At 52.5% G+C, this 21738-nt stretch carries 17 protein-coding genes and 1 pseudogene; 6 read left to right on the plus strand and 12 right to left on the minus strand.

Annotated elements, in window-relative coordinates:
* Window positions 1-162: 162 nt before the first annotated feature.
* Window positions 163-1419 (plus strand): NADP-dependent isocitrate dehydrogenase, encoded by a 1257-nt coding sequence (icd, locus tag Herbaro_RS05840; protein ID WP_275012888.1) that lies wholly within the window; start codon window positions 163-165, stop codon window positions 1417-1419.
* 152 nt (window positions 1420-1571) lie between these two features.
* Here the strand turns inward: icd and Herbaro_RS05845 are convergent, their stop codons facing one another.
* A complete protein-coding gene (locus tag Herbaro_RS05845) occupies window positions 1572-1775 on the minus strand; it encodes a cold-shock protein (protein WP_275012889.1) in 204 nt (67 codons plus the stop codon).
* Window positions 1776-2114: 339 nt separating this feature from the next.
* Between Herbaro_RS05845 and clpS the strand changes: the two genes are divergently transcribed.
* Both clpS and clpA read left to right on the plus strand, forming a co-directional pair.
* A complete protein-coding gene (clpS, locus tag Herbaro_RS05850) occupies window positions 2115-2429 on the plus strand; it encodes an ATP-dependent Clp protease adapter ClpS (protein ID WP_275012890.1) in 315 nt (104 codons plus the stop codon).
* Window positions 2426-4729: an ATP-dependent Clp protease ATP-binding subunit ClpA gene (gene clpA / locus Herbaro_RS05855; protein ID WP_275012891.1), complete on the plus strand. Its 2304-nt coding sequence runs from the start codon at window positions 2426-2428 to the stop codon at window positions 4727-4729. The genes clpS and clpA overlap by 4 nt, the downstream gene beginning before the upstream one ends.
* A 303-nt stretch (window positions 4730-5032) precedes the next feature.
* Here clpA and Herbaro_RS05860 read toward each other — a convergent pair whose 3' ends face one another.
* From Herbaro_RS05860 to Herbaro_RS05900, 9 genes and pseudogenes are all read right to left on the minus strand, one after another.
* Window positions 5033-6121 carry a M48 family metalloprotease gene (locus Herbaro_RS05860; protein WP_275012892.1) on the minus strand — a complete coding sequence of 363 codons (1089 nt, stop codon included), beginning with the start codon at window positions 6119-6121 and terminating at the stop codon, window positions 5033-5035.
* An 11-nt stretch (window positions 6122-6132) separates the two neighbouring features.
* Window positions 6133-6408 (minus strand): annotated as a pseudogene (locus tag Herbaro_RS05865) (dUTP diphosphatase); the annotation flags it as partial.
* A 50-nt stretch (window positions 6409-6458) separates the two neighbouring features.
* Window positions 6459-6920 (minus strand): dUTP diphosphatase, encoded by a 462-nt coding sequence (gene dut, locus Herbaro_RS05870; protein WP_275012893.1) that lies wholly within the window; start codon window positions 6918-6920, stop codon window positions 6459-6461.
* A gap of 241 nt (window positions 6921-7161) precedes the next feature.
* Window positions 7162-9690 (minus strand): ATP-binding protein, encoded by a 2529-nt coding sequence (locus Herbaro_RS05875; RefSeq protein ID WP_275012894.1) that lies wholly within the window; start codon window positions 9688-9690, stop codon window positions 7162-7164.
* Between the two features lie 291 nt (window positions 9691-9981).
* Window positions 9982-10521 (minus strand): hypothetical protein, encoded by a 540-nt coding sequence (locus Herbaro_RS05880; protein WP_275012895.1) that lies wholly within the window; start codon window positions 10519-10521, stop codon window positions 9982-9984.
* Window positions 10511-12325, minus strand: a complete 1815-nt coding sequence (locus Herbaro_RS05885) for a site-specific integrase (protein WP_275012896.1) — start codon at window positions 12323-12325, stop codon at window positions 10511-10513. The genes Herbaro_RS05880 and Herbaro_RS05885 overlap by 11 nt, the downstream gene beginning before the upstream one ends.
* A 122-nt stretch (window positions 12326-12447) precedes the next feature.
* Window positions 12448-14367 (minus strand): hypothetical protein, encoded by a 1920-nt coding sequence (locus Herbaro_RS05890; protein WP_275012897.1) that lies wholly within the window; start codon window positions 14365-14367, stop codon window positions 12448-12450.
* Window positions 14368-14556, minus strand: a complete 189-nt coding sequence (locus tag Herbaro_RS05895) for a hypothetical protein (protein ID WP_275012898.1) — start codon at window positions 14554-14556, stop codon at window positions 14368-14370.
* Window positions 14556-15779, minus strand: a complete 1224-nt coding sequence (locus tag Herbaro_RS05900) for a tyrosine-type recombinase/integrase (protein ID WP_275012899.1) — start codon at window positions 15777-15779, stop codon at window positions 14556-14558. The genes Herbaro_RS05895 and Herbaro_RS05900 overlap by 1 nt, the downstream gene beginning before the upstream one ends.
* 649 nt (window positions 15780-16428) lie before the next feature.
* Between Herbaro_RS05900 and Herbaro_RS05905 the strand changes: the two genes are divergently transcribed.
* The 3 genes from Herbaro_RS05905 to Herbaro_RS05915 all read left to right on the plus strand — a co-directional run bounded on the left by Herbaro_RS05905 (window position 16429) and on the right by Herbaro_RS05915 (window position 18869).
* Entirely contained in the window at window positions 16429-16821 is a 393-nt protein-coding gene (locus tag Herbaro_RS05905) for a hypothetical protein (protein WP_275012900.1), read from the plus strand.
* Window positions 16822-17172: 351 nt separating this feature from the next.
* Window positions 17173-17433 (plus strand): hypothetical protein, encoded by a 261-nt coding sequence (locus tag Herbaro_RS05910; RefSeq protein WP_275012901.1) that lies wholly within the window; start codon window positions 17173-17175, stop codon window positions 17431-17433.
* A gap of 323 nt (window positions 17434-17756) precedes the next feature.
* Window positions 17757-18869 carry a restriction endonuclease gene (locus Herbaro_RS05915; protein ID WP_275012902.1) on the plus strand — a complete coding sequence of 371 codons (1113 nt, stop codon included), beginning with the start codon at window positions 17757-17759 and terminating at the stop codon, window positions 18867-18869.
* 211 nt (window positions 18870-19080) lie between these two features.
* Here Herbaro_RS05915 and Herbaro_RS05920 read toward each other — a convergent pair whose 3' ends face one another.
* On the minus strand, window positions 19081-20325 hold the full coding sequence (locus Herbaro_RS05920) for a hypothetical protein (RefSeq protein ID WP_275012903.1): 1245 nt from the start codon (window positions 20323-20325) through the stop codon (window positions 19081-19083).
* A gap of 413 nt (window positions 20326-20738) precedes the next feature.
* On the minus strand, window positions 20739-21698 hold the full coding sequence (locus tag Herbaro_RS05925) for a hypothetical protein (RefSeq protein WP_275012904.1): 960 nt from the start codon (window positions 21696-21698) through the stop codon (window positions 20739-20741).
* Window positions 21699-21738 lie beyond the last annotated feature (40 nt).

Below are 21738 nucleotides of genomic sequence, written 5' to 3' on the forward strand. Positions count from 1 at the left end.
TCCTCGTGCATAATTGAATGGCAAAGTCATGTGTCTTATATAAGACTGTAGTCGAGCCATCCCCATATTCGGGTTTTCCTCGTATTCGTCCGACTTCCTTTCGCGAAATCTCTTAAAATTCCCCGCTTGTCAGCAATATTGCCTCAACCGCCGGAGACCACGATGTCGTACCAACATATCCAAGTGCCAGCCGAAGGCCGGAAGATCACCGCCAACGCCGATCGCACCCTGACCGTCCCGAACAACCCGATCATTCCCTACATCGAAGGGGACGGCATCGGCGTGGATGTCACGCCGGTGATGCTCAAGGTGGTCGATGCCGCGGTGGAGAAGGCCTACGGCGGCGCGCGCAAGATCCACTGGATGGAAATCTTCGCCGGCGAGAAGGCCACCAGGATCTACGGCCCCGATGTGTGGATGCCGGAAGAGACGCTGGAGGTGGTGAAGGATTACCTGGTGTCGATCAAGGGCCCGCTGACCACGCCGGTGGGCGGCGGCATTCGCTCGCTCAACGTCACGCTGCGCCAGCACCTCGACCTCTACGTCTGCCTGCGCCCGGTGCGCTATTTCAAGGGCGTGCCTTCGCCCTTGCGCGAGCCTGAGAAGACCGACATGGTGGTGTTCCGGGAGAACTCCGAAGACATCTATGCCGGCATCGAATGGCAGGCCGGTTCGCCCGAAGTGGGCAAGGTCATCGATTTCCTGACGAAGGAAATGGGCGTCAAGAAGCTGCGCTTCCCCGAGACCTCGGCGCTGGGCATCAAGCCGGTCTCGCGCGAAGGCACCGAACGCCTGGTGCGCCAGGCGCTCCAGTACGCAATCGACCATGACAAGCCGTCGGTGACGCTGGTCCACAAGGGCAACATCATGAAGTTCACCGAAGGCGCGTTCCGCGATTGGGGCTATGCCCTGGCCGCACGCGAATTCGGCGCGCAACTGATCGACGACGGCCCGTGGATGCGCCTGAAGAATCCCAAGACCGGCCGCGACATCATCATCAAGGACGCCATCACCGATGCCTTCTTCCTGCAGGTGCTGATGCGCCCGGTGGAATACAGCGTGATCGCCACCTTGAACCTGAACGGCGACTACATCTCCGATGCCGTGGCGGCCCAGGTGGGCGGCATCGGCATCGCGCCGGGCGCCAACATGTCCGATTCGGTGGCGATGTTCGAAGCCACGCACGGCACCGCGCCCAAGTACGCCGGCAAGGATTACGTCAACCCCGGCTCCATCATCCTGTCGGCAGAGATGATGCTGCGCCACATGGGCTGGATCGAGGCGGCGGACCTGATCATCGGCGCGATGCAGAAGTCGGTGTCCTCCAAGCGCGTGACCTATGACTTCGCGCGCTTGCTGGAAGGGGCGACCCAGGTTTCCTGCTCGGGATTCGGGGACGTGATGATCGAGAACATGTGAGCCCGGCTCGGCCAGCCTGAAATCGATGTAGAGGAACCGGGCGATTGCCCGGTTTTTTTATGCCTTCCGGGCCGGCAAAAGGCGTGGGGGATGCGAAAAGGCAGGCGTAAAAAAACCTCGCCGTAGCGAGGTTCTTCGCAAAAGACTGAAAATCAACCTTCTTTGATGTTCGAAGCTTGCTTGCCCTTGGGGCCTTGCGTGACGTCAAACTGGACTTTTTGACCTTCTTTCAGGGTCTTGAAGCCGTTCATCTGGATTGCCGAGAAATGTGCGAACAGATCTTCGCCGCCGTCATCCGGAGTGATGAAACCAAAGCCTTTGGAATCGTTGAACCACTTGACAGTACCTGTTGCCATAAAAACATTCTTTCAAATTTAAACTATCACACGAGCCGTTAAAGCAAGAAGCATCGCGCGTCACGCAGCCCCCCTTAAACAGTGCCCCCTTTACATCTCTTTCACGTTGAGCATTAGTAATTGCTAATCAACGAATTTCTATTGTTCTCGGTAGAAATAAAAAAGTCAAGAAGTTTTCAGGGGAAAGATTGCCCCCTTCTTCATGCGATCGATGCCGCGACCCTTGAATTAGGATAAATCATCGTCATCTGCGCGACATCGGGAAAACGCGTAATATCTCCTCATCTAGATGTTACGTAATCATTGTGCGTTGCACAGCTTTGATGGTCGAATAAACGCATGGCAACCAAGCACGGAAATGATGGCGGTACTGTCCTGGAGCGACAGGAGGCGAAACTTAAGCCGCCCCCTATGTACCAAGTTCTGTTGTTGAACGATGACTACACGCCGATGGAGTTTGTCGTCGCCGTCATCCAGGAATACTTCAATAAGGACCGTGAAACCGCGACGCAGATCATGCTGAAGGTTCACCGAGATGGGAAGGGAATGTGCGGTGTGTATCCCAAGGATATCGCATCCACAAAAGTGGAACTCGTTTTAACCCACGCTCGAAAAGCAGGGCATCCCCTGCAATGCGTGATGGAGGAAGCATGATTGCGCAGGAACTCGAAGTCAGTTTGCATATGGCCTTTGTCGAAGCTCGGCAATCGCGTCATGAATTCATTACCGTGGAACACCTGCTGCTGGCGTTGCTGGACAACCCGTCCGCAGCCGAGGTGTTGCGCGCCTGCTCGGTGAACATTGACGATCTGCGCAAGACGCTGACCAATTTCATTACCGACAATACCCCCACGGTGCCCGGCACCAACGAAGTGGACACCCAGCCCACGCTGGGCTTCCAGCGCGTGATCCAGCGCGCCATCATGCACGTGCAGTCGGCCTCCAACGGCAAGAAGGAAGTGACCGGCGCCAACGTGCTGGTGGCCATCTTCGGCGAGAAGGATTCGCATGCCGTCTACTACCTGCACCAGCAGGGCGTGACCCGCCTGGACGTGGTGAACTTCATCTCGCACGGCGTGCGCAAGGACCAGCAGGCCGATCCGCAGAAGGCTCCGGAAGGCGCGGAAGACGTGCAGGCCGAAGGCCAGCAGAAGGAAAGCCCGCTGGACCAGTTCACGCAGAACCTGAACAAGGCCGCCGCCGAAGGCAAGATCGATCCGCTGATCGGCCGCGAAGCCGAGGTCGAGCGCGTGATCCAGACCCTGTGCCGCCGCCGCAAGAACAACCCGCTGCTGGTGGGCGAAGCCGGCGTGGGCAAGACCGCCATTGCCGAGGGCCTGGCCTGGCGCGTGACCCAGGGCGACGTGCCGGAGATCCTGAAGAACGCCGTCGTGTATTCGCTCGACATGGGCGCGCTGCTGGCCGGCACCAAGTATCGCGGCGACTTCGAACAACGCCTCAAGGCGGTGTTGAAGCAGTTGAAGGACAGCCCCAACGGTATCCTGTTCATCGACGAGATCCACACCATCATCGGCGCCGGCTCGGCGTCGGGTGGCACGCTGGACGCGTCCAACCTGTTGAAGCCGGCGCTCTCCAGCGGTCAGCTCAAGTGCATCGGCGCGACCACCTACACCGAATTCCGCGGCGTCTTCGAAAAGGACCACGCGCTGTCGCGCCGTTTCCAGAAGATCGACGTCAACGAACCGACCGTCGAGCAGACCGTGCAGATCCTGCGCGGGCTGAAGTCCAAGTTCGAAGAGCACCATGGCGTGAAGTACTCCGCCTCGGCGCTGACTTCCGCGGCTGAACTGGCGGCGCGCTTCATCAACGACCGTCACCTGCCGGACAAGGCGATCGACGTCATCGACGAAGCCGGCGCTGCCCAGCGCATCCTGCCGAAGTCCAAGCAGAAGAAGACCATCGGCAAGCCCGAGATCGAGGACATCATTTCCAAGATCGCGCGCATTCCGCCACAGTCGGTCAACTCGGACGATCGCGCCAAGCTGCAGACCATCGACCGTGACCTGAAGAACGTCGTGTTCGGCCAGGATCCAGCCATCGAGGCGCTGTCGTCGGCCATCAAGATGGCGCGCGCCGGCCTGGGCAAGACCGACAAGCCGATCGGCTCCTTCCTGTTCTCCGGTCCTACCGGCGTGGGCAAGACCGAGGTGGCCAAGCAGCTGGCCTTCATCCTCGGCATCGAGCTGGTGCGCTTCGACATGTCGGAATACATGGAGCGCCACGCCGTCAGCCGCCTGATCGGCGCGCCTCCGGGCTACGTCGGTTTCGACCAGGGCGGCCTGCTGACCGAGGCCGTCAACAAGAAGCCGCACGCGGTGCTGCTGCTGGACGAAATCGAGAAGGCGCATCCGGACATCTTCAATATCCTGCTGCAGGTGATGGACCACGGCACGCTGACCGACAACAACGGCCGCAAGACCGACTTCCGCAACGTGATCATCATCATGACCACCAACGCGGGCGCCGAGAGCCTGCAGCGCCGCACCATCGGCTTCACCGAGAAGAAGGAAGCCGGCGACGAGATGGCGGACATCAAGCGCATGTTCACGCCTGAGTTCCGCAATCGCCTGGACGCCATCATCAGCTTCCGTCCGCTGGATGAGGAAATCATCCTGCGCGTGGTCGACAAGTTCCTGATGCAGCTGGAAGAGCAGCTGCACGAGAAGAAGGTGGAAGCCGTCTTCTCGGAAAGCCTGCGCAAGTTCCTGGGCAAGAAGGGCTTCGATCCGCTGATGGGCGCGCGCCCGATGTCGCGCCTGATCCAGGACCTGATCCGCAAGGCGCTGGCCGACGAGCTGCTGTTCGGCAAGCTGGTCAGCGGCGGCCGCGTGACCGTGGAGATGGACGACAAGGACCAGGTCAAGCTGGAGTTCCCGGAAGGCGACAACTCGGCGCCGCCCGAAGAGCCGCAGGAAAAGCTGGAAGTGGAATAAGCTGCGCGCCTGCGCGTGGTAAGGAAAAAGCCGGAACATCGTTCCGGCTTTTTTTATGCGCCTCCGGCGATGCGTCATATTGCCGGGCCGGTTATTGCGGATCTCCGGTGTCATCCACCTCCGTCATCCTGACGAAAGTCAGGATCCAGCGTCGTTCATTGCCCCTCGCAGGCGCTTGCGAAAGGCGACGAACGACGCTGGATCCCGGCCTTCGCCGGGATGACCAGGAAGACGTAGAGGGCAAAAAAAACGGCACGGAAGCATCCCTCCGCGCCGTTTTCATTCATCCCATCCTGCCGTCGCTCAGGGCATCAGCGGCTTGCCTGCCTCTTGCTTGGCCTTCACGATCTGCGTCACCTTGTCGATCATCGACAGGCGATACGCCGTCGACGGATGCAGCGCCGTGTAGCCGTTGGTCACGCTGGCGGGATACTGTTCCGACAGGCGCTTCCAGAAGGCCGGCACGTTGTCGATGCCGTAGCCGGCGCGCGCCAGCAGGTACAGCGAGAGCGTGTCGGCGGCCGCGTCCAGGTCCTGCGGATAGACGCGGATGCCGGCCGTGCCCGCCGTGGTGGTCGGATCCGGATGCGGCAGCAGCAGGTTGTCGATCACCTCGGCGATGGTCGACACCATGCGCTGGCGGATCGCGTGGCCCAGGATGTTGTGCGCCATGTCCTTGGCGATCAGGTAGGCCAGTTCCTCGTCGGTCTGGGTGAATTTCAGCATGCCGCGGGTGATCAGCACGCGGCGGCCGTCGGCATAGGTGTTGACGTTGTCGGCGTTGCCCAGCTCGATGCTGAAGGCGCAGGCAAAGGTCAGGGGAACGTTCAGGGTCGTGTTCTGGCTGCCGCGCTGCACGCCCAGGCTGATCGGCGCCTTCTTTACCACCAGCGGGCTCAATAGGACGGCCGCCTGGCGTTCGGCATCGGTGCCTTGCGACATCGGCTTGCCGGCCACCGACATCAGGATGTCGCCGCGCTTCACGCCTGCCTGGTCGGCGCCGCTGCCCGGCAGCACGCCGGTCACTTGCAGGCGCTCGTCGTAACCCAGGCTGCGCGCGGTCTCGGCGTATTCGATCGGGAACGAGTATTTGTTCTTGGCGGTGAACCCCAGCAGGTTGCGCGCGTTGCCGCGGCACAGCGGGGCGTTGCTGGTCAGCAGCGGGGCGGCCACGCGATAGAGGCGATCCTGCTGCGCAATCAGTTCGCGCAATTCCTTCTGTTGCGCATTCTCGACCGGCTTGGGCGCCTGCACGGCGACTGTCGGAGCCGGCTTGCCGGGCGCGTCGGGCACGCCCGGTTCCTGGGTCGCGCAGGCGGCCAGCACGGCCAGCGGCGCCAGTGCGGCGATACGTTTCATGTTCTGCCACTTGGGCAGGCGGGGTGCGAGCATTCGATTCTCCGTCAGTGTTTGCCAGTGCTGCCGAAACCGCCGGCGCCGCGTTCGCTGCTGTCGAATTCCTCCACCACATTGAAGCCGACCTGCAGCACGGGGACGATCACCAGCTGGGCCAGGCGCTCCATCGGGTTTAAGACAAACTCGGTCGCGCCGCGGTTCCATGTCGACACCATCAGCTGGCCCTGGTAATCCGAATCGATCAGGCCGATGGCTATGGGCACCAAAAAGTGTCTCAACCCGTTGAAAACCGCATGGAGCCTGACGTACAGCAGATGGATAGCAGCTAAGTGTCTCAGATTCGAGATTGCAGCGATGGCAAACAGTTTTTAACTTACGATTTTCCGGTGCTACCGAAGCCACCTTCACCACGTTCAGTTTCAGTCGAGAACTTTTGGACGAAACTTAGGGCTACTTGGACGACCGGCTGGAACATCAATTGGGCAATACGGTCGCCAGGCTGGACGATATAGTCTTCACTTCCAGAGTTCGCGAGGATGACCGCAATTTCACCGTGGTAATCAGCATCGATTACGCCGATGCCCTGGGCTACGTGCAAACCGTGCTTCAGAGACAGTCCCGAACGTGACGCCACAATTGCTACCAGGGCAGGGTCCATCATATTGATTGCCAGCCCGGTTTTGATTAACTCGCGACCACCAACTTTGATAGTGATTGGCGTTTCAATGCTCGCACGAAGGTCCATGGCAGCGGAGCCGTCCGTGGCATAGGAAGGAGCGGGGATTTGTTCGCCAAGGATAGGGTTGACGATGCGGGCTTCAATTCGACGATGCATATTTCTATCGTAGTGGCTGGTGAAAATCGATCAAACGCGCACTCCACCGAGGACTGGTGGCGCACAAACGACCAATTCTAGCAATTTCCGCTCCCAAATGGCTTTTTCATTGCAGAGGTCCGACAACGAGCTTGTTCACCAGACGGCAGTTAGTTGGTAACAATCTCCGAAATGTGAACATCCAGACGCACCGGACAGCACCCTCAAATTAATTGGAGTAGGTGTTGAACTGTTCCGCCGATTAGCGTCCCTTGCCGCCTCGAAGATGTCTGGCACCAAAACCTGGCTTTTTTCTTGAATCGGTCGTGCGAGTATTCTTATCTGTATTACTTGCGCGTGGCTGAGGCCGATCCAGTGTTCGGATGTCTCTGACGAATGCTCTTGCCTCATTAAGCTGCTTATACTGACTTGTTTGTGGAATGTTGAGTCTCGATGAGTCGACGCGCAATAAGTAATTCACGAACGCGTCTCTAATCTCGAGAAAGCTTTGCGTGCTGGTATGTATTGTTCTCTGTTTTAATTCATCTCGAGCAGCACGATTATTCAGGCCCGTGGTTAGCGCCATCTGTTCCATATAGGTGGGCGAGTTCGCTATCAAATCGATATGCGCGGTGCCACTTTCTTTGATTGCTATACGGTCAAAATTGCTTAGGGATTGGACATTAGGATCAAGCGTCTCCACAAGGCGCCTATCGAATAGCCTTCCGGTGATCCAGATTGTGAGTTCGGGGGCGATCCCGCATCCCTCAAAAAAATCGCATAGCTCAGACACCAGCCAGTGTCTCGACTCTACTTGGTCAAGTCTGACGGTAACTGCTCTTTGCCGTAGTACCCACAAGATATATAAAGCCAGTAATGGCGAGGTGGGCTTACGAGGATCGGTCAGGAATAGGTTGCAAACATACTCGTTCTCGGTTTCCGAAAAGCGGTCGTATTCCCCTTTGATTAAAGCTCGATGCGTTCTATATTTGTTTGCAGCTAGTGATGGTCCGCCGTAGTGTGACTTTAGTATGTCGTCAATCTTAATTTCTGGTGAAACAAAGATTCGTTCTGATAACCGGAGCATCCGACGGATATCAAAGTTTCCCAACCTTCCAATGAGACCAGACACATAGTCACTTTCGACGAAGATTCTCTCGACCGCCTCCGCAAACATTGAGAGATCGTCGATGCTGACGGTGAAGCCACGTTTAGAAAAGTAGGCAGAATTACTGACTTTTTCGACGTTGATTTTGTCGCGCACGAATCTTACTCGACGCGAGAGAATTTCTTTCGCCTCAGGCACGGGCAGATAGAAACTTTTGGATGTGTAGCTTTGAAGTGCACCTGCTTTACTCAGGCGCCATACCGTGCGATCCGTAATTGGGACGAGGACGAAGACCGATGCAGCGCTTTCCAATGAGTGTGCGAGCTGATAAATCTGATCCTGCACTTCGATTGGAAACTGATCTGTATTGTCGAAGACAATGCATGGAAGCTTTTTAAGACCAGCAGCGGAACGTGCCATGAGGAGTCGGACATATTCTTCTGGCTGTTTTTCGCGCCGCTCCTCCATATGATCACCAAACGCAATTTTAAATTGCTCTTTGTTCGATTCATATAGCGGCTTTTTCGGGCCATCACGCCATCTCTGATACTCCCCCCAAAATATTCCTTGGAGATCGTCGTAACTCGGAGGGTCGTTTGAACAAACCTGCTTTTCCATCAAATCACGAAGATTTCGCATAGACCAGTCAACTACGCCATCCGAGCGTCCGGAGTAAGTCGCTAGGTCTACGCGTGCAATAGAACAATGTTGACGTATGCTGAGAGGCAGAATCTGATTGAAAAAGCGATCAATAAAAGTGCTTTTTCCGGAGCCCTTGTTACCGATTAGAAGAACCGTTTGAGATAGATTGGATGCAATTGTTCTTTGGATTTCGTCCCTAAGGGCCGAACCTTCAGCGGTATCAATTGAGGCAATACTGTTAATGACGTTCTGGACAATCTTTTGAAGCTCGGAATCCGCGTGCCTACTTTCTGCCGTCTCAACGAAACACGCTTGCATCATGTCTCGATCATCAGTGTTCGACAATCGCGAAAAAAATTGGCTGAAGAGTAGCGATGCATCTTTTGCTAACGCATCTCTTTGGAGCATCCGTGCTTCAGACGGGTTGTATACGTAGTATTGTTCTTCGGCATCGCCTATGGTCATACCTTCGGCGGTATTCAGATGAATCAAATGCCTTCTTTCAATTACAAAAGGCAGTCCAAGTAGCTCAGCAAATCTTGGGAAATCCTCTTCAATGGAATCCAATGATGGATAGAAGATTCCTTTGCCTTTCAATGGCGGTAATCCATCAGTACGCGATGCCTTGAAAAATAGCCAGCTACGTCCGTCTGTCAAAACCGCCACCGGTGCACCTTGATCAAGTGCATACGAAAGTGCCTGTTTTATACCTTCTTTGAGAGGAGAAAGTACGCTTCCTGAAAGAGAAAGAACCCCTGCTTTAGTGGCGTTGGTCGCTGTGGAAAACAGGCCTGAGCGCTTCGCCTCGATAACTACGGCGCCCCGACCCTCGCCTACTGTCAGAAGATAGTCAATATATCCCGAAGGGCTTGGTGGTTCAGTCAATATTGATTCATGACGCCATTTCAAGACCTCTAGGAGAATCCGATCCAGCACTTTTAATCTGGTATCACTCTCGTTCGGCGATGCAGATAAAGCGGACTGTAAATCAGATTTAAGCAGCTTGAATTTCTCGAAAATCTCATCGATGCCTTCCTGCATTGGATTCTTCCCCCCACAAGGATGTTTTCTGACAAGTTTTCCAAACATTATCAGATAAAGCGTTACACAGCACTCAGACTTGGGGAGGAGAGGGGACTATTGCGAATCATGACGTGTTACCGCGCTCGGCCTTGGCGTCATGTGCCGACTAGACTGTGATATGCAGCTCTTGACGTTACCGGACGTTGCATTGTTATTGCCGAAAAAATACTACTTGTATAGGCGGTTTTGAACAGTAACGTGGCACCAGGTGCCGACCAACCTTATTCAGTTGAGTCAGCAGAGCGTCCCTCACTTTTCAAACTTGGATGGTGGGCGTGGCTTGAAAGGTGTGACGTTCTGGGGGAACTCAGTATCCTGACGTTTTCTAGTTTTTTTTCGTTCTTCAGCCAACTTGCTCTCTAGCTCTTTATATGAGGTCTCGTTGTTCTTGATTGTCTCCTCAAGGCGCTTTACCACCCTGTGGAAAAGGTAGGTCATCTGGGATCGTAACTTGACCTGCTGTGTGCCAAAATTTTCTAAGTCACGAATTTTTGAGCGCAACGCCTTGTTTTCGCTCTTAGACGCGCTAAGGGCCTCTTCGATAGTTTCAGGAGCTATCCTAGGTACGGTGGCACCATTGTCGCGTAGCTTTTCAAATCTTGACCATAAACCTAAGCCTTTACCCTTCGCAGCTTCGTCTGACATCATGATGCGGTATAGGGTTGCTCGACTCACATGCGCTTCCTTTGCGACGCTTCCGGCAGTGATTCTCCCTTTCTTCGGACTGCAAACACCGGACTGTAGGCGGTTGATGGCGGCCTCGATGGACTTATGAGCGTTATCGCTCATGCGTCACCTCATGGGAATCTGGAATGCTATCCACAATCTTCTTGATCTTCGCTTCTTCCAATAACAGGTACTTGCGGCCATTTGCGGTGGTGCTGCGATTGCGTAAGGCATCACGAACCTGTTCCAACTGCGCAGTGTGAAGGCGCTTATGTTCCTCCTTGACGCACGCGTTCGAGCAATTGGCTGGATCGCAGCTGTTTATGATCGGCATTTCCTTGTACTCGGAGTTCTGAAGGCAAACTGCCTTCTTTGCATCGAAGAAGCAAAGGGCGAACTTGCCGATATGTATGGTCTTATTTGGGTTTGACAGCCACTTTGCTATCTCTGCCGCAGTAACGTCTTGAGCTCGCCCCTTGAACGCTTTGTCGAATTGTTTGATCAATGATGTGCCGGCGGGGCCAGATATTGAGCGATTCTTTAGCGCAATCGCCAAGTTATCGACGACATTAAATTGGCTGAGGGCTTTCTCATCCTCAAGCAAGTCGGCCCAATCGAGGTCCATCCCACCATATCCTTCCATCATGGAGACGTGGAGATGCTTGTACTGAAGCATTCCGGCAATAACTCCAAATGGCTGACGGATGATATGGCGAGCCAATGTTCTACGGAATTGGCGAGTGTTGAACTTCCACGGCACCATCTCTCCGTCTTCGTTCTTCCATAGAGGCACGGGGGCATGAATCGTTTTTTTGCCAATATGGTCTCTTAGTGTTTCAAAATTTTCTAACAACGAGGTAGAGCTCAGGTCGCCATATTTGTTGCGGTTGTTTATTGTCTGTACTTCAAAAAAGCTATCGCCGACTGCTGTGAGCAGGAGTCGCTTACTCAGCATTGCTCTTCGCGCGTGTTCGGTGATTTGATCAAGGATCGCGATTGCCTCGACCACTTCTTCGATGATTACCCATGTATCTTTAGCTCCGCGGGTACGATGCTTGTGAAGAATGGTATTGAGGTAATAAATTTTCTCGCCGTCATCATCAAAATCATTCACACAACATTTCTCTTCGATGGCGAAGAGTTCGGAGCATCGGATTCCGGAATAGGCCAGGATGACAGCGATGCACGCAGTGCGTAACCTGAAGAGTTCTAGGTAAAGGTCACCTCTTTTCCTCCAAGGTGTTTTTAGCCAATACGCCGGGGAGTTTTGGAAAATACGTTTGGCTGCTTTTGTCAGTCGTTTTTCCTTCCCATTGGGCTGGATTGATGCGTCTTTTATGTTTGTATCCCACTCACGCTGAAGACACTTCCACGCAGGGATAATCGTTTTACTGTACTGCTGAACATAGTCCATGCATGCCTGCATGAAGGGGCCGTAAATGTTGTCTGGAATCGGAGGTGTCTTGTTCCAAGAAGTTTGTTCCTCGGCAGGAAGCCTTCCGAGATATTCCTCTTTCTCTGAGCGAAACGGCTTTTCCGGCAGTGGCTCGCTCAGCTTATTTGAGTAGTCCCAGATTCGGTAGAGAAATCCGATTAGGTCCCGTGTGCGCGCTGGAGATTTTGGCTCAGTATCACTATCTCCATAGACAAGAACGTTCACGTAGTCTTGCTGTAGTCTCAATGTCACCGTGGAAAAGCTGTAACACCCACGAGAGGCGGCGAACGTGGCAAAGCTGCGGAGCATCGTCAAATCCTGCAGGACGCTGAGCCACACAAGACGATTCTGAGATGGGATTGGAAATTTGAGAAGTGAGATCGCGAGCTCAGCGGCACTCAGCGCAAAACCACCCGGATATCCAGGGAAGGTCGAAAAGTAGACGAAGTCTCGACTCTGTCCAAGCTCCTGATACTTCTGATATTCGGACATGTCCCAATGAGAATCTCCAAATGACGAAAAGCTTGAGACTTGCATTTCCGCCGGATATATTTTGCTGAGACTTAGTGGCGGAATCTCATCTAATTGATCACTATTCGTTCGAGTAGAATTCTTCATCGATGGGCCTTGAGTCCAAAGGGAACATAAAATTCTTGAGTGTCTTTTTGATGAGTGGCAGTCATGATCGTTTTCTCATCAAATTGCGTCAGAACTTGGTCTTCGATAACGTGTAATGCCTCCCCAAACTTTGCATCCCATGCGAGAGGTGAAAGTGACGTTCTCTCCTTGAGCATGAAATCCTTAAAGGCGAGGAGGCGAGGGAGTACATGGGGGGTGACAATTACGTTAGAGCAGTAGAGGCAGCCCCATGGCTTATCGCAGGGAGTGTTGGGTTGGCCGCCAGGCCTGTTCATGAAATCTGCGCAGGCTGCAATGAATACATCTTGTTCACCATTAAGAATGGCCTTCGCCTTCTCCTTATTTACCTTCAACTCTTTTGCCGCTTTCGAAATATCATCGTTTGGCAAGACCCTGGGGCGGCTGACGTCTCTAGCTGATTTTTGAGCCGCAACGATGGCCTTGTCATGAAGCCATTTGTTGCCATCGTTGGTCAGATAGTGGCGCGCCGTAGTATCACCGCTGGCGTGTACCATTTGGCTTTTGACATGCTTGTAATTTCCAGATTTTGAGTACGCTCGATTTGAGTTCGTGACGCGAATTCTCCTTGTGTGAACTTTTAGAGTATCGCCGTGCTGATCTTTGATACCGACTGCTTGAGCCCATCCGTCTGTCCCTGAGCTGCCGTTCATTAAATAGGTCCCGTAACTCATATCCAAGGGCTTTACCGGAACTCCGACCTGCGAGCCCGCGGTCAGGCATAACGTGAGTCTATTTTTGTCAGCACCCCTTGCAAATCGAACGAGCGGTTCCGTAATATTTTGGACTCGACGAAGAAGACCTATGCCGCTATAGGGACCATCATCTTTATATATGCGACTTGGCTGGCGCTCATGGCCTTTTGATCTCAGCTTAATCGAGTTGAGAATGAACCCATCTTCGAACGGAACAAGGTCATCTCTCAGAAGTGTGAGAACAGAACTCAGTGGGATGAATAACTTCTTGACCAGCAAAGAAACAATTACGGCCATATCCTTATTTGTCGGATACAAGTGCGCATAGACTTGCTGTTTGTTATAGTCGCCGCCCATTCCCTTTTTGCAGGCTTTTACGAATGATGAGTGGCCATTCTTCAATTGCTCATCTGATAGGTACTGGCAATCTAAGACATTAACTACATACCAGATAGCATTCTCAATTCTGCTCCAAGGGCGGATATTCCTCTCCGTCTTTACCAATTTTCCGGTGACACTATCTCTGCACTCAAATTTCTGGCGAGGATTGACGCCAATTTTAAGTAGTTCCTTGCCTCTCTCGAGACGCTCGCAAATTTCGTCGAATTCGCGGCGCAATGCATCCTCTAAATCTGTCATCTCGGATGACATATAAGGAGATGTTCTGTCTGCATCGGCGGCGCAGCGAAAGTTACGAGGAATTTTTACGTCCGCAGGCCAGAGACCAATTTTTTTTCCGGCCACTAAAAGTCGCCTGACTGTTGCATAGCGGTCGCGTTTAGCATCGCCTTTGAAGTGGAGAGTGGCATCTAGAAGATTGGCCTGGTAAGCCTCGAGGAATGTCGAGTCGATGTCTTTCATGCGCATGGTAGCGGGATAGCCATTTTTCTCGCAGAACGCCAACACCTCGTTAATGTTCGTGTAGTAGTTATGAAAACTCGCCTTCTCATATAGTCCACCATTGAGCCGATGCTTTTCGAGTGCAGCCACGAAGTCCCGAGCGAGTGCGGGCGCATGTGTATGCTTGCTAAAATCATGGGTAGTAGTGCTCCCGTCGGGAAAAGTGTATTCGTAGACGAGACTGCCCAAGTAATGCAAATTCGTTTGCATTTGAGGCATGTCTTCGAATTTCGACTTCTTCTCGCTTTTCGAATTGATCCCGTGCTTGAACTTGCTAGTCATTCATGGTCCCTTCGATATGCGCGAGCCAAAATATTCCGCTACCTTTTTCGTATCCAATTGTGCATCCGTGACGAGGCTACCGTAGAAGTGAGTTGCATTTTGGTGGATATGGCCTGTGATGCTCCTAGCGAAGAGATGGACGTCTGAATCTGTACCTAAGATGGCCCAGCGCTGCAATTCGTCATCCATCATGTTTCCTTTGATATATGCGAGGCGATATTGGCGGTCGCTTCATTTGCAACCAACTGTGTGTCCATAGTAAGACCTCTATAACCATTGGTTGTGGTGATTTGAGAGTGACCCAGAAGCTCCTTGAGAATTAGCGGACTGTCTGGGATATCCCGCGCGAAGCCAGATGCGCCATTTGAATGGTCTGCGATCCTGCGGTCGCGAAGCTTATCCAGTTCGATTTCCATAGCTGCTGTATATGAATGGCGGAAAGAGTGCGCATGCATTTCGATTCCAGATTTTTTTGAAACTTTTTTGAGAGCCTTTGCTAATCCATTTCGAGATATAGGTTTGCCTCTTTCTCCTAGAAATAAATTGGTTGGCTGTTTCTCTTTTGGATGCCGTTTCTTGAATCGCTCGAGGGCTAGCAATCGGTCTTCTTCGATGTACAAGCGGAGTTCATTGAGGACAGTCTTGGAGATTGGAACGTGGCGCACTTTCTGACCTTTTCCCTTGATCTTGAAAACCACTACGTCTACCCCCGCATACTCCAACTCTTCCTGCTCAGGAATGTGATAAGTGTGGAGTGATAGCACTTCAGATATGCGAAAGCCGCTGGTGAATAGCAGGTTCGCTAGCGCTTCGGTGCGTTGTCGTTGGCGAAGCATGATCACGGCTGGCCTCCAAATCTCTCGATACTGTTTCACTCCAACGTTGATCTTTGGGCCCGGAATATTTTTTCTGTGGAATTCGTTGATGTTGATGGTTCTATGGCGGTAGTGGCACTCAGCCGATTTGTAATCGAACGGTTCCTTATCGATGTATCCGTTCTTGAGTGCGTATTGATACATATGCGTGATGACCGCGACAATCTTGTTCCAGGTTCCGTTTTGGACACGCGGTACCCTACCTGTGCCGTGGATTTTGATATTGCAGTAATCCTGAATGTGATCGCTCGTTGCGTGCAGCCAAGAGTGGACATTCCGATGGTGCAGATAGTCCATGAATTCATTGGCGTAGATGAGATAGTTATTCCAAGTCTCAGGACTCTGGCGGCTTGGATTCTCTACGATGTATCGGCAGAAGCCATTCAGCAGTTCGTCAGCCTCTCCCTTTTCATCAAGATAAAACGGACAGCGATCAGGTATGCCGCATTCTTTCGAATATCGCAGCATCTCGCGGCGCTCTGCTGCCGGCAACGCATCGAATAGCTGCGTGTCGAAGAAATGTAAAGTCGACCTCATAACTCGATCTACTTACGAAATTCGCCTATGAGCGATGGCTCCGCGTGCATCTACAGCAGCTAAGCAATCGGAGATTTTGGCCGATAGCGGGCCCCTCAACAGGACTCTAGGTGAGCCTTGAGCTTCGATGGATGTGGAATTGGTCCGCTGCTGTTTTTGTTTCATGCTGAGACACCTTTTAAAGACGTGTCTCTAACCTACTGCAGCATTTATTTGTTGAAAAGAGGGAGCGCCTTCTTGTCGATGGGGTCTTTTAAACGGAGGTATAACGTGAAATATTTTGAATGCCAACTCATTGCATGGCGATTTTTGCGTGATGAAAAATGCTGATTTTGCCAACCCAGTTTTTTTGAGATTTGGAGAAGCTGGATGGAGTGAGGGCATCCGGCCGATGCTGTCGGTGATTAGTTAACTTAATTATTTAGCCTAATTTCAGTTTCTAAGCTCCTAGCCGACGGACGGTAAGAAGGACAAAAAAATGTAACAGCGCAGACTTTTTGGTGATTATGTCGCGCTTATACGACATCATCGATTTGAGAGATTCGGTTAGCCCTCGATGAAAATAAGGGGGAACCATGAAGTCCGTGGAAGACATTTCCAGCTTCCTGCTGTATGAGCTGAGCCAGTACGGGTTCAATTACTCTCTCCCTTGGATTCCGACCTTGGGCTGGCCGAAGGCACCGTCGCGCGCATCCTAGACGGTGCCGGCGACTACTCGGTGAGGGAGCTCATGGTTCTCCTCGAGAAGTTGGGCTTCGAGCTCGACATCTTCGACAAGGAGGTCCTGAGGCATATGAGGGAGAGACCCGCGGGCCCGTCGCCGGAGTCTCCAGTGAAAACTCAGGTCCAGATTGCTGTGGAGCGTATCCGTAGCCAATCCAACTCAACGACAGGGGAGAGCATCAGCTCTGGCGATCCCGAATCAACCAAGCGGCAGGTCTCGTTATCGGACTTGACCTCGACGCCGCCACGTACCGAAGAGGAAATCTGCCGAGCTATCGCCGAGGGGAGAATTGCTGAACTGAAGCCGGACCAGGCATAGCCAACCAGCTTGGATGGATCGGAGGAGCCATATGGCCTACATTCAATCCTCAATAGGCACGAGCAGGTAGAAATTCTGGCGTTTTCTGATTTCCACCAACAGTATGTGGACTGTGCACGAGCACTAACCAGAGTGGAGAGCCCAGTTGGATTCGTCCGTTGTTTGGTCAAGATGGCTCAATGGTCGAGCCAATTCGACTATGAAGACCTGAGCTCGCTAATCTCGAAGCTGCGGGATACGAATGCGTTCGAGGCGTCTCCGGCAGACTATCGGCTGTTGAACGCTGATGGAAGTGTGGCTGCGTGATGTTCGAATGCACTCTCTACGACGGCCAGTGAGCCGTGATGCCATATGACAGAACCCATCGAACTGATCGAGGATTTCTCTGTAGCCTCGGCAATCCATTCAGGCGAATCCGTACATGTGCGCATCCGGAGGGACCTGACGGTCCGCACAGGTTACTGGCTGGATGGCCAGTATATGGTCGACCTTTATGTTGGCCCGACCAATCGGCTCGCTAGGCATTACGCGGGGATGAGTCGACGTGATGCCAATCGGGTGGCGCTCCACTACTTGCTGGAGCATGTTGATGGCATTGCTGCGTGTATCTAGGAGGAAAGGGCGACCAAGGTCGCTCTTCCTGGCTGCAAGCTCCTAATTATGCGTCACTGTCCGGCGCGTTATCGAGACCAACGACTCGGAAGTGGCAGTCGTATGGGCCTTCCAGGCCTCACGCGCCATTGCTCCTTTGGCGTCGCCAATGAATTTGATATTCCCGCCTGGGTCGATCATATCTCGTGCCCCAAAGCATTCACCCGGCTTGCCTGTAGGTATTCTCTCCATGGACGTGGACCGCTGTCAGACTGGTCCAAATTTTAATAGAATCTCTGGTCAGAATTATAAATAGGGAGCATTCAGTGGATCATTCTGGGTTCATGCACAAATATTTTGATTGGGCCTCATTTGAGATATTTGTGAAGGATTTGCATGAAGAGGATGGTGATGTCACCGTTCTGCGTGACGTCACTGAAAATGACCGTTACGGCGCCAAGCGCCAAACTGACATCAAGATCATTAGAAAGTCGCGATTCCATCAGTTTGTAACCTTGGTTGAGTGTAAGCGTTGGAAAGAGCCCGTCAGCAGAGACCGCATCGACGTGCTGGCCTCTAGTATTGAGGCGCTCGGTGCTACGAATGGCGCGATTTTCACGACAACTGGGTTTGAAGAAGGCGCTATCAAGTATGCAAAAGGGAAAGGGATAGAACTTTACGTAGTACGAGACCTTACCCCGGCTGAATGGGGCCTCCCAGGCCGCCATCTTCTATTGCACCTCCACGTCAACGCCGCCGAGTTCAGAAACATTCAATTCCGAGCCACGGCAACTCAACTGATAGACAGCCAGCCAGAAAAGCTGGAGCTCCATGTCGATCTTAATCCCGAGCTGGCCCTTGATCCGGATTTTGATTTGTTCTCCGTGAAAACAGGCGAACGAGGCCCTAATCTGGTCACTCTTTTAGCGGATTCTCATAGCCTTTTGCTTTCCACCCTTGGGAAGGGAATTGGACTATTTGATAAAGGACGAGATGCAATCCTTGAAACAATCGCGCGATGCGAACTAGACCTCACAAGAACAGAATTTTGCCAATTGCGTTTGCCTGCGGCCGCTGTTCGAGTAGAGAAAATTGGGTTTGTATTCACCGTCCACATAAACCAGTCAACCATTACCATAGATAGAGGGTCACAACTCGATTTCGCGGTAATGGTGGAGAGTTACGTATCGGAAAAACGGCTTATAGCTACTCGTAAATCGGGCGACACACGAATAGAATTTCAAGACGCCGTATCTGGTGAGGACGAAAACACAGCTCCGGAGGAAACCGTCAAGAATGGGACGCTTATGTCCGTTCAGTGTTCGCCCTGGGTCGGGCTTGGCGCCACAAAGGCTAGTAAGGACGCGATTACGCATCAGATGCTTTGTGTGGTGGTGGAAACCGATGGCCGCAAGCCCCGGCTCTCACTGCTCGCACGTCCTCTTTTACCCTCCTAGTAGAAATAGGGCGCGTAGCTATGAACTCCAGATCACTCATAGCAAGCCGGCACGTAATTCATCATCACAGCAATACGACATCATAAATACTCAGGCACCAGGAGGAGGGCGGCGCAAAGCCTGCCCTCCTTGCTGAACGCGCTTGCTAGTTCTAGCGTCACAGAGCTCGGATAATCCGAGGGCAACAGTAGGGAAGAATCGGCTATTCATGCTACATGCACGCTTCTGCGAACTTCTCAACCTCTAGTTGGACTTCGACCAAATCGTCATAAGCTTTTCCAAGGTCGAATGACCTTAAGTTGTTGGTGTCGTCTGGATTGAACACGTACGGCGTCATATCGTTATCGCCATGTAATGCCGGAGGAAGGGACAGTTTTTCTAAAGGATATTCTAGGTCGTTCGGAAATACCTTTTTGAAGTTCTCATATCCCGCGCTTGCAAGTTCTCTGATTGGCTTCAGCGTCGATTTGGCTAGCTCTTTCCAAAGTCCCTCCGCCTCCTTATATGCTCCACGCTTCAGTTTTTCCATGCTCAGGCCAATAGATTTTAATGCGACCTCTAGATAGCGCATAACTCGCTGTGAAGACCTTCCCGCTAGCGCACCCTTTGGAAGCATCACAGTGATGAGGAAGAAGAGTGCACCTCTGTCTCCGTACCGAAGGGCTGTTTTTAAACGTTGAACATCTTGGCCGCCAACAGCTAATCCCATTTTTTTTGCGTACACATCAACGTGCTTGCTGGCGGTATTGAATGCAATCTCAGGGGCATTCAGTGCGATTCGGCATATTAGGCCTGCAGCGTAAGCGGTGATGGATAAGTCTTTTTCATTTTGAACATTAGCAAGCAAATGAAAACATGCAGAGTATTCAGTCAGCTCTGAGTTGTAGATGTAGCTCATGAGCTCATTATTTACGAGCTTAGTTTCAACAGTTTTTTGTGGTTCCTGTAGATGCCTGGACAAGTCGGCGCAGACCTCAATCTCCTTAGACATAGCTGACGCTTCCAGGAGGGATATCTCCGAAAGCGGTGAGCGAACGATACGCTGTCTAGTCTGTGTGAGGAAATTCATGAAGAAGATCGGTCTGTCAGTAACCGTGCCATCGCTAGCGAACCTTACTCCGGTGGTCGTGTCGTAGCCCCAAGGGAGGGCAGTAGGTAGTTTTCGATCAATGGTGGTGTAGTAATCCGGCAGTCGAATGGAGCGCATATAGTCGTATGCGTTCTTCATAATGTGAAACTGCGCCTCATCACCAGCATCAATTTCGTGACATGCATTGATCTTTTTTAGGTGATGCATGCCCCACAGCGAGGATGTTGTATCAAGAAAGTGCGTGTATTCATGAACTGCAAGAGAGAGCACCCTCTTTTTCGCCTCATATTCCTCGATAGTGAAGATTTTATCTTTCGGAATTTGAAGGTCTTTAACCGTAATATCTTTAGTGTCTTGTGGGTTCAAGACGTCAAGACTAATCGTAAAAGTCCAAAAGTCGAAGGCACCTAGTTGGTCTACTTTCGATAAGAGCGCCCATCGCGAGCGGGTTTCTTTTAATTGACTGAGTGGCATATTTGAGAGCGGACGTTTATGTTTCTGATTTTGCTCAATCTAGATGGCTAGAAGGCCTTTTAAATCTAGGCTCTTATTATCTTACGTGTATTCAGCAATTGCTTCTTGCCAGAGCCGGTTATCACACTGACTCGCGAAACCGCCACACGATCTATGTTCCATTCCTGATATATGCAATGCCTCCAAGGTGGCAGAACGGCCGCGAGCGCTAAGAGAACGCCTCCGGCTTTGTCGCTGATGAAGGAAAACAACCCAGCTAACCTGATATGAATGAGGCCAGCATTAAGCTGGCCTCATTTTTCATGTCAACGCACCTTTTTCATTGTGATGTCGTGGACGTACTCGGTCATATTGTTGAATTGATTTGGCCCGGCGCGGACCTGCATATTTGCTACACGCCATCCAAGCGACTGCATTTCATCGAGCGATGTGGGACCAAGTCCTTGGCAGTTGATACGGACATGGCCAGGCAGTTCTGATTGGTTGCTTGCGCTGTCCTGGCAGAAAACGCTCGCACCGACTTTCTCGTTTGCGCTGTTTTTCACCCGCGCTCGCGCATCTTCGCCGGCCCTATCTGCTGCCGCAAATTTCTTGCTTTGGTCGTCGTTCTGCAACTGCCCATTGGTTTGATACCATTTCTCGTTATGAACGCGAACGTTGTTCCACCATTGGCTATCCTTCTCGCTGGCGACTTCGAACGCACCTGGGCCATCCTTTTTCAGCTCCGGAAGTGCATCTAGTCCCTTTTTGTAGCTGCTCTGCGGGTCCTCAAACATCTTGCTACGGAAGTTGCGACGCGGAGTTTTTGCGATTTCTGGGTGAGTGCCAGTCATCAAATCCGCACTCTGGTTTGCCAAGGGCTCACATTCCTTGCTACGGTTGCATGCGAGCCAACGCAAGGAGTCCGCAGGAGCAAACACCTTCGCGCCGTCGGCCATTGTGATCGCTGCGGTGTATATCATCTTTCCCGAAACGACACCGCCACTCTGGGTCTTAACGCTCTTAATATCCTTCGCGTTGTAGGCTTTTCCGTCTGCCTCCAGCGCGATGAATTTCCCAGAAGCCTGGCTGCCCTTGCTGGGCCATGAGTACAACTGCTTGGAAAGCAAAGTGACGCTGTTATCCGGGTAGACCTGCAGGGTTGACTTGAGCAAGGCGGCGGCCGCCTCCGGAGTTGCCGGCTTTTGCGTGGTCGCGACACATGCGGTCAAGGTGAGGGCGATGACCGCTACCGCGGGAGAAGCGAACGATTTGATTGTGCTCATAGACCTATCGATAGAGAGAGTTGTCCGCGCGGGATGCGTG

It is taken from the genome of Herbaspirillum sp. WKF16 (assembly GCF_028993615.1).
Taxonomy (GTDB): Bacteria; Pseudomonadota; Gammaproteobacteria; order Burkholderiales; family Burkholderiaceae_D; genus Herbaspirillum.

Excerpts from the sequence above, each read along its gene's own strand:
- icd (WP_275012888.1), top strand. The coding sequence starts at position 163 with ATGTCGTACCAACATATCCAAGTGCCAGCCGAAGGCCGGAAGATCACC.
- Herbaro_RS05845 (WP_275012889.1), bottom strand. The coding sequence starts at position 1,775 with ATGGCAACAGGTACTGTCAAGTGGTTCAACGATTCCAAAGGCTTTGGT.
- clpS (WP_275012890.1), top strand. The coding sequence starts at position 2,115 with ATGGCAACCAAGCACGGAAATGATGGCGGTACTGTCCTGGAGCGACAG.
- clpA (WP_275012891.1), top strand. The coding sequence starts at position 2,426 with ATGATTGCGCAGGAACTCGAAGTCAGTTTGCATATGGCCTTTGTCGAA.
- Herbaro_RS05860 (WP_275012892.1), bottom strand. The coding sequence starts at position 6,121 with ATGCTCGCACCCCGCCTGCCCAAGTGGCAGAACATGAAACGTATCGCC.
- dut (WP_275012893.1), bottom strand. The coding sequence starts at position 6,920 with ATGCATCGTCGAATTGAAGCCCGCATCGTCAACCCTATCCTTGGCGAA.
- Herbaro_RS05875 (WP_275012894.1), bottom strand. The coding sequence starts at position 9,690 with ATGCAGGAAGGCATCGATGAGATTTTCGAGAAATTCAAGCTGCTTAAA.
- Herbaro_RS05880 (WP_275012895.1), bottom strand. The coding sequence starts at position 10,521 with ATGAGCGATAACGCTCATAAGTCCATCGAGGCCGCCATCAACCGCCTA.
- Herbaro_RS05885 (WP_275012896.1), bottom strand. The coding sequence starts at position 12,325 with ATGTCCGAATATCAGAAGTATCAGGAGCTTGGACAGAGTCGAGACTTC.
- Herbaro_RS05890 (WP_275012897.1), bottom strand. The coding sequence starts at position 14,367 with ATGACTAGCAAGTTCAAGCACGGGATCAATTCGAAAAGCGAGAAGAAG.
- Herbaro_RS05895 (WP_275012898.1), bottom strand. The coding sequence starts at position 14,556 with ATGGATGACGAATTGCAGCGCTGGGCCATCTTAGGTACAGATTCAGAC.
- Herbaro_RS05900 (WP_275012899.1), bottom strand. The coding sequence starts at position 15,779 with ATGAGGTCGACTTTACATTTCTTCGACACGCAGCTATTCGATGCGTTG.
- Herbaro_RS05910 (WP_275012901.1), top strand. The coding sequence starts at position 17,173 with ATGACAGAACCCATCGAACTGATCGAGGATTTCTCTGTAGCCTCGGCA.
- Herbaro_RS05915 (WP_275012902.1), top strand. The coding sequence starts at position 17,757 with ATGCACAAATATTTTGATTGGGCCTCATTTGAGATATTTGTGAAGGAT.
- Herbaro_RS05925 (WP_275012904.1), bottom strand. The coding sequence starts at position 21,698 with ATGAGCACAATCAAATCGTTCGCTTCTCCCGCGGTAGCGGTCATCGCC.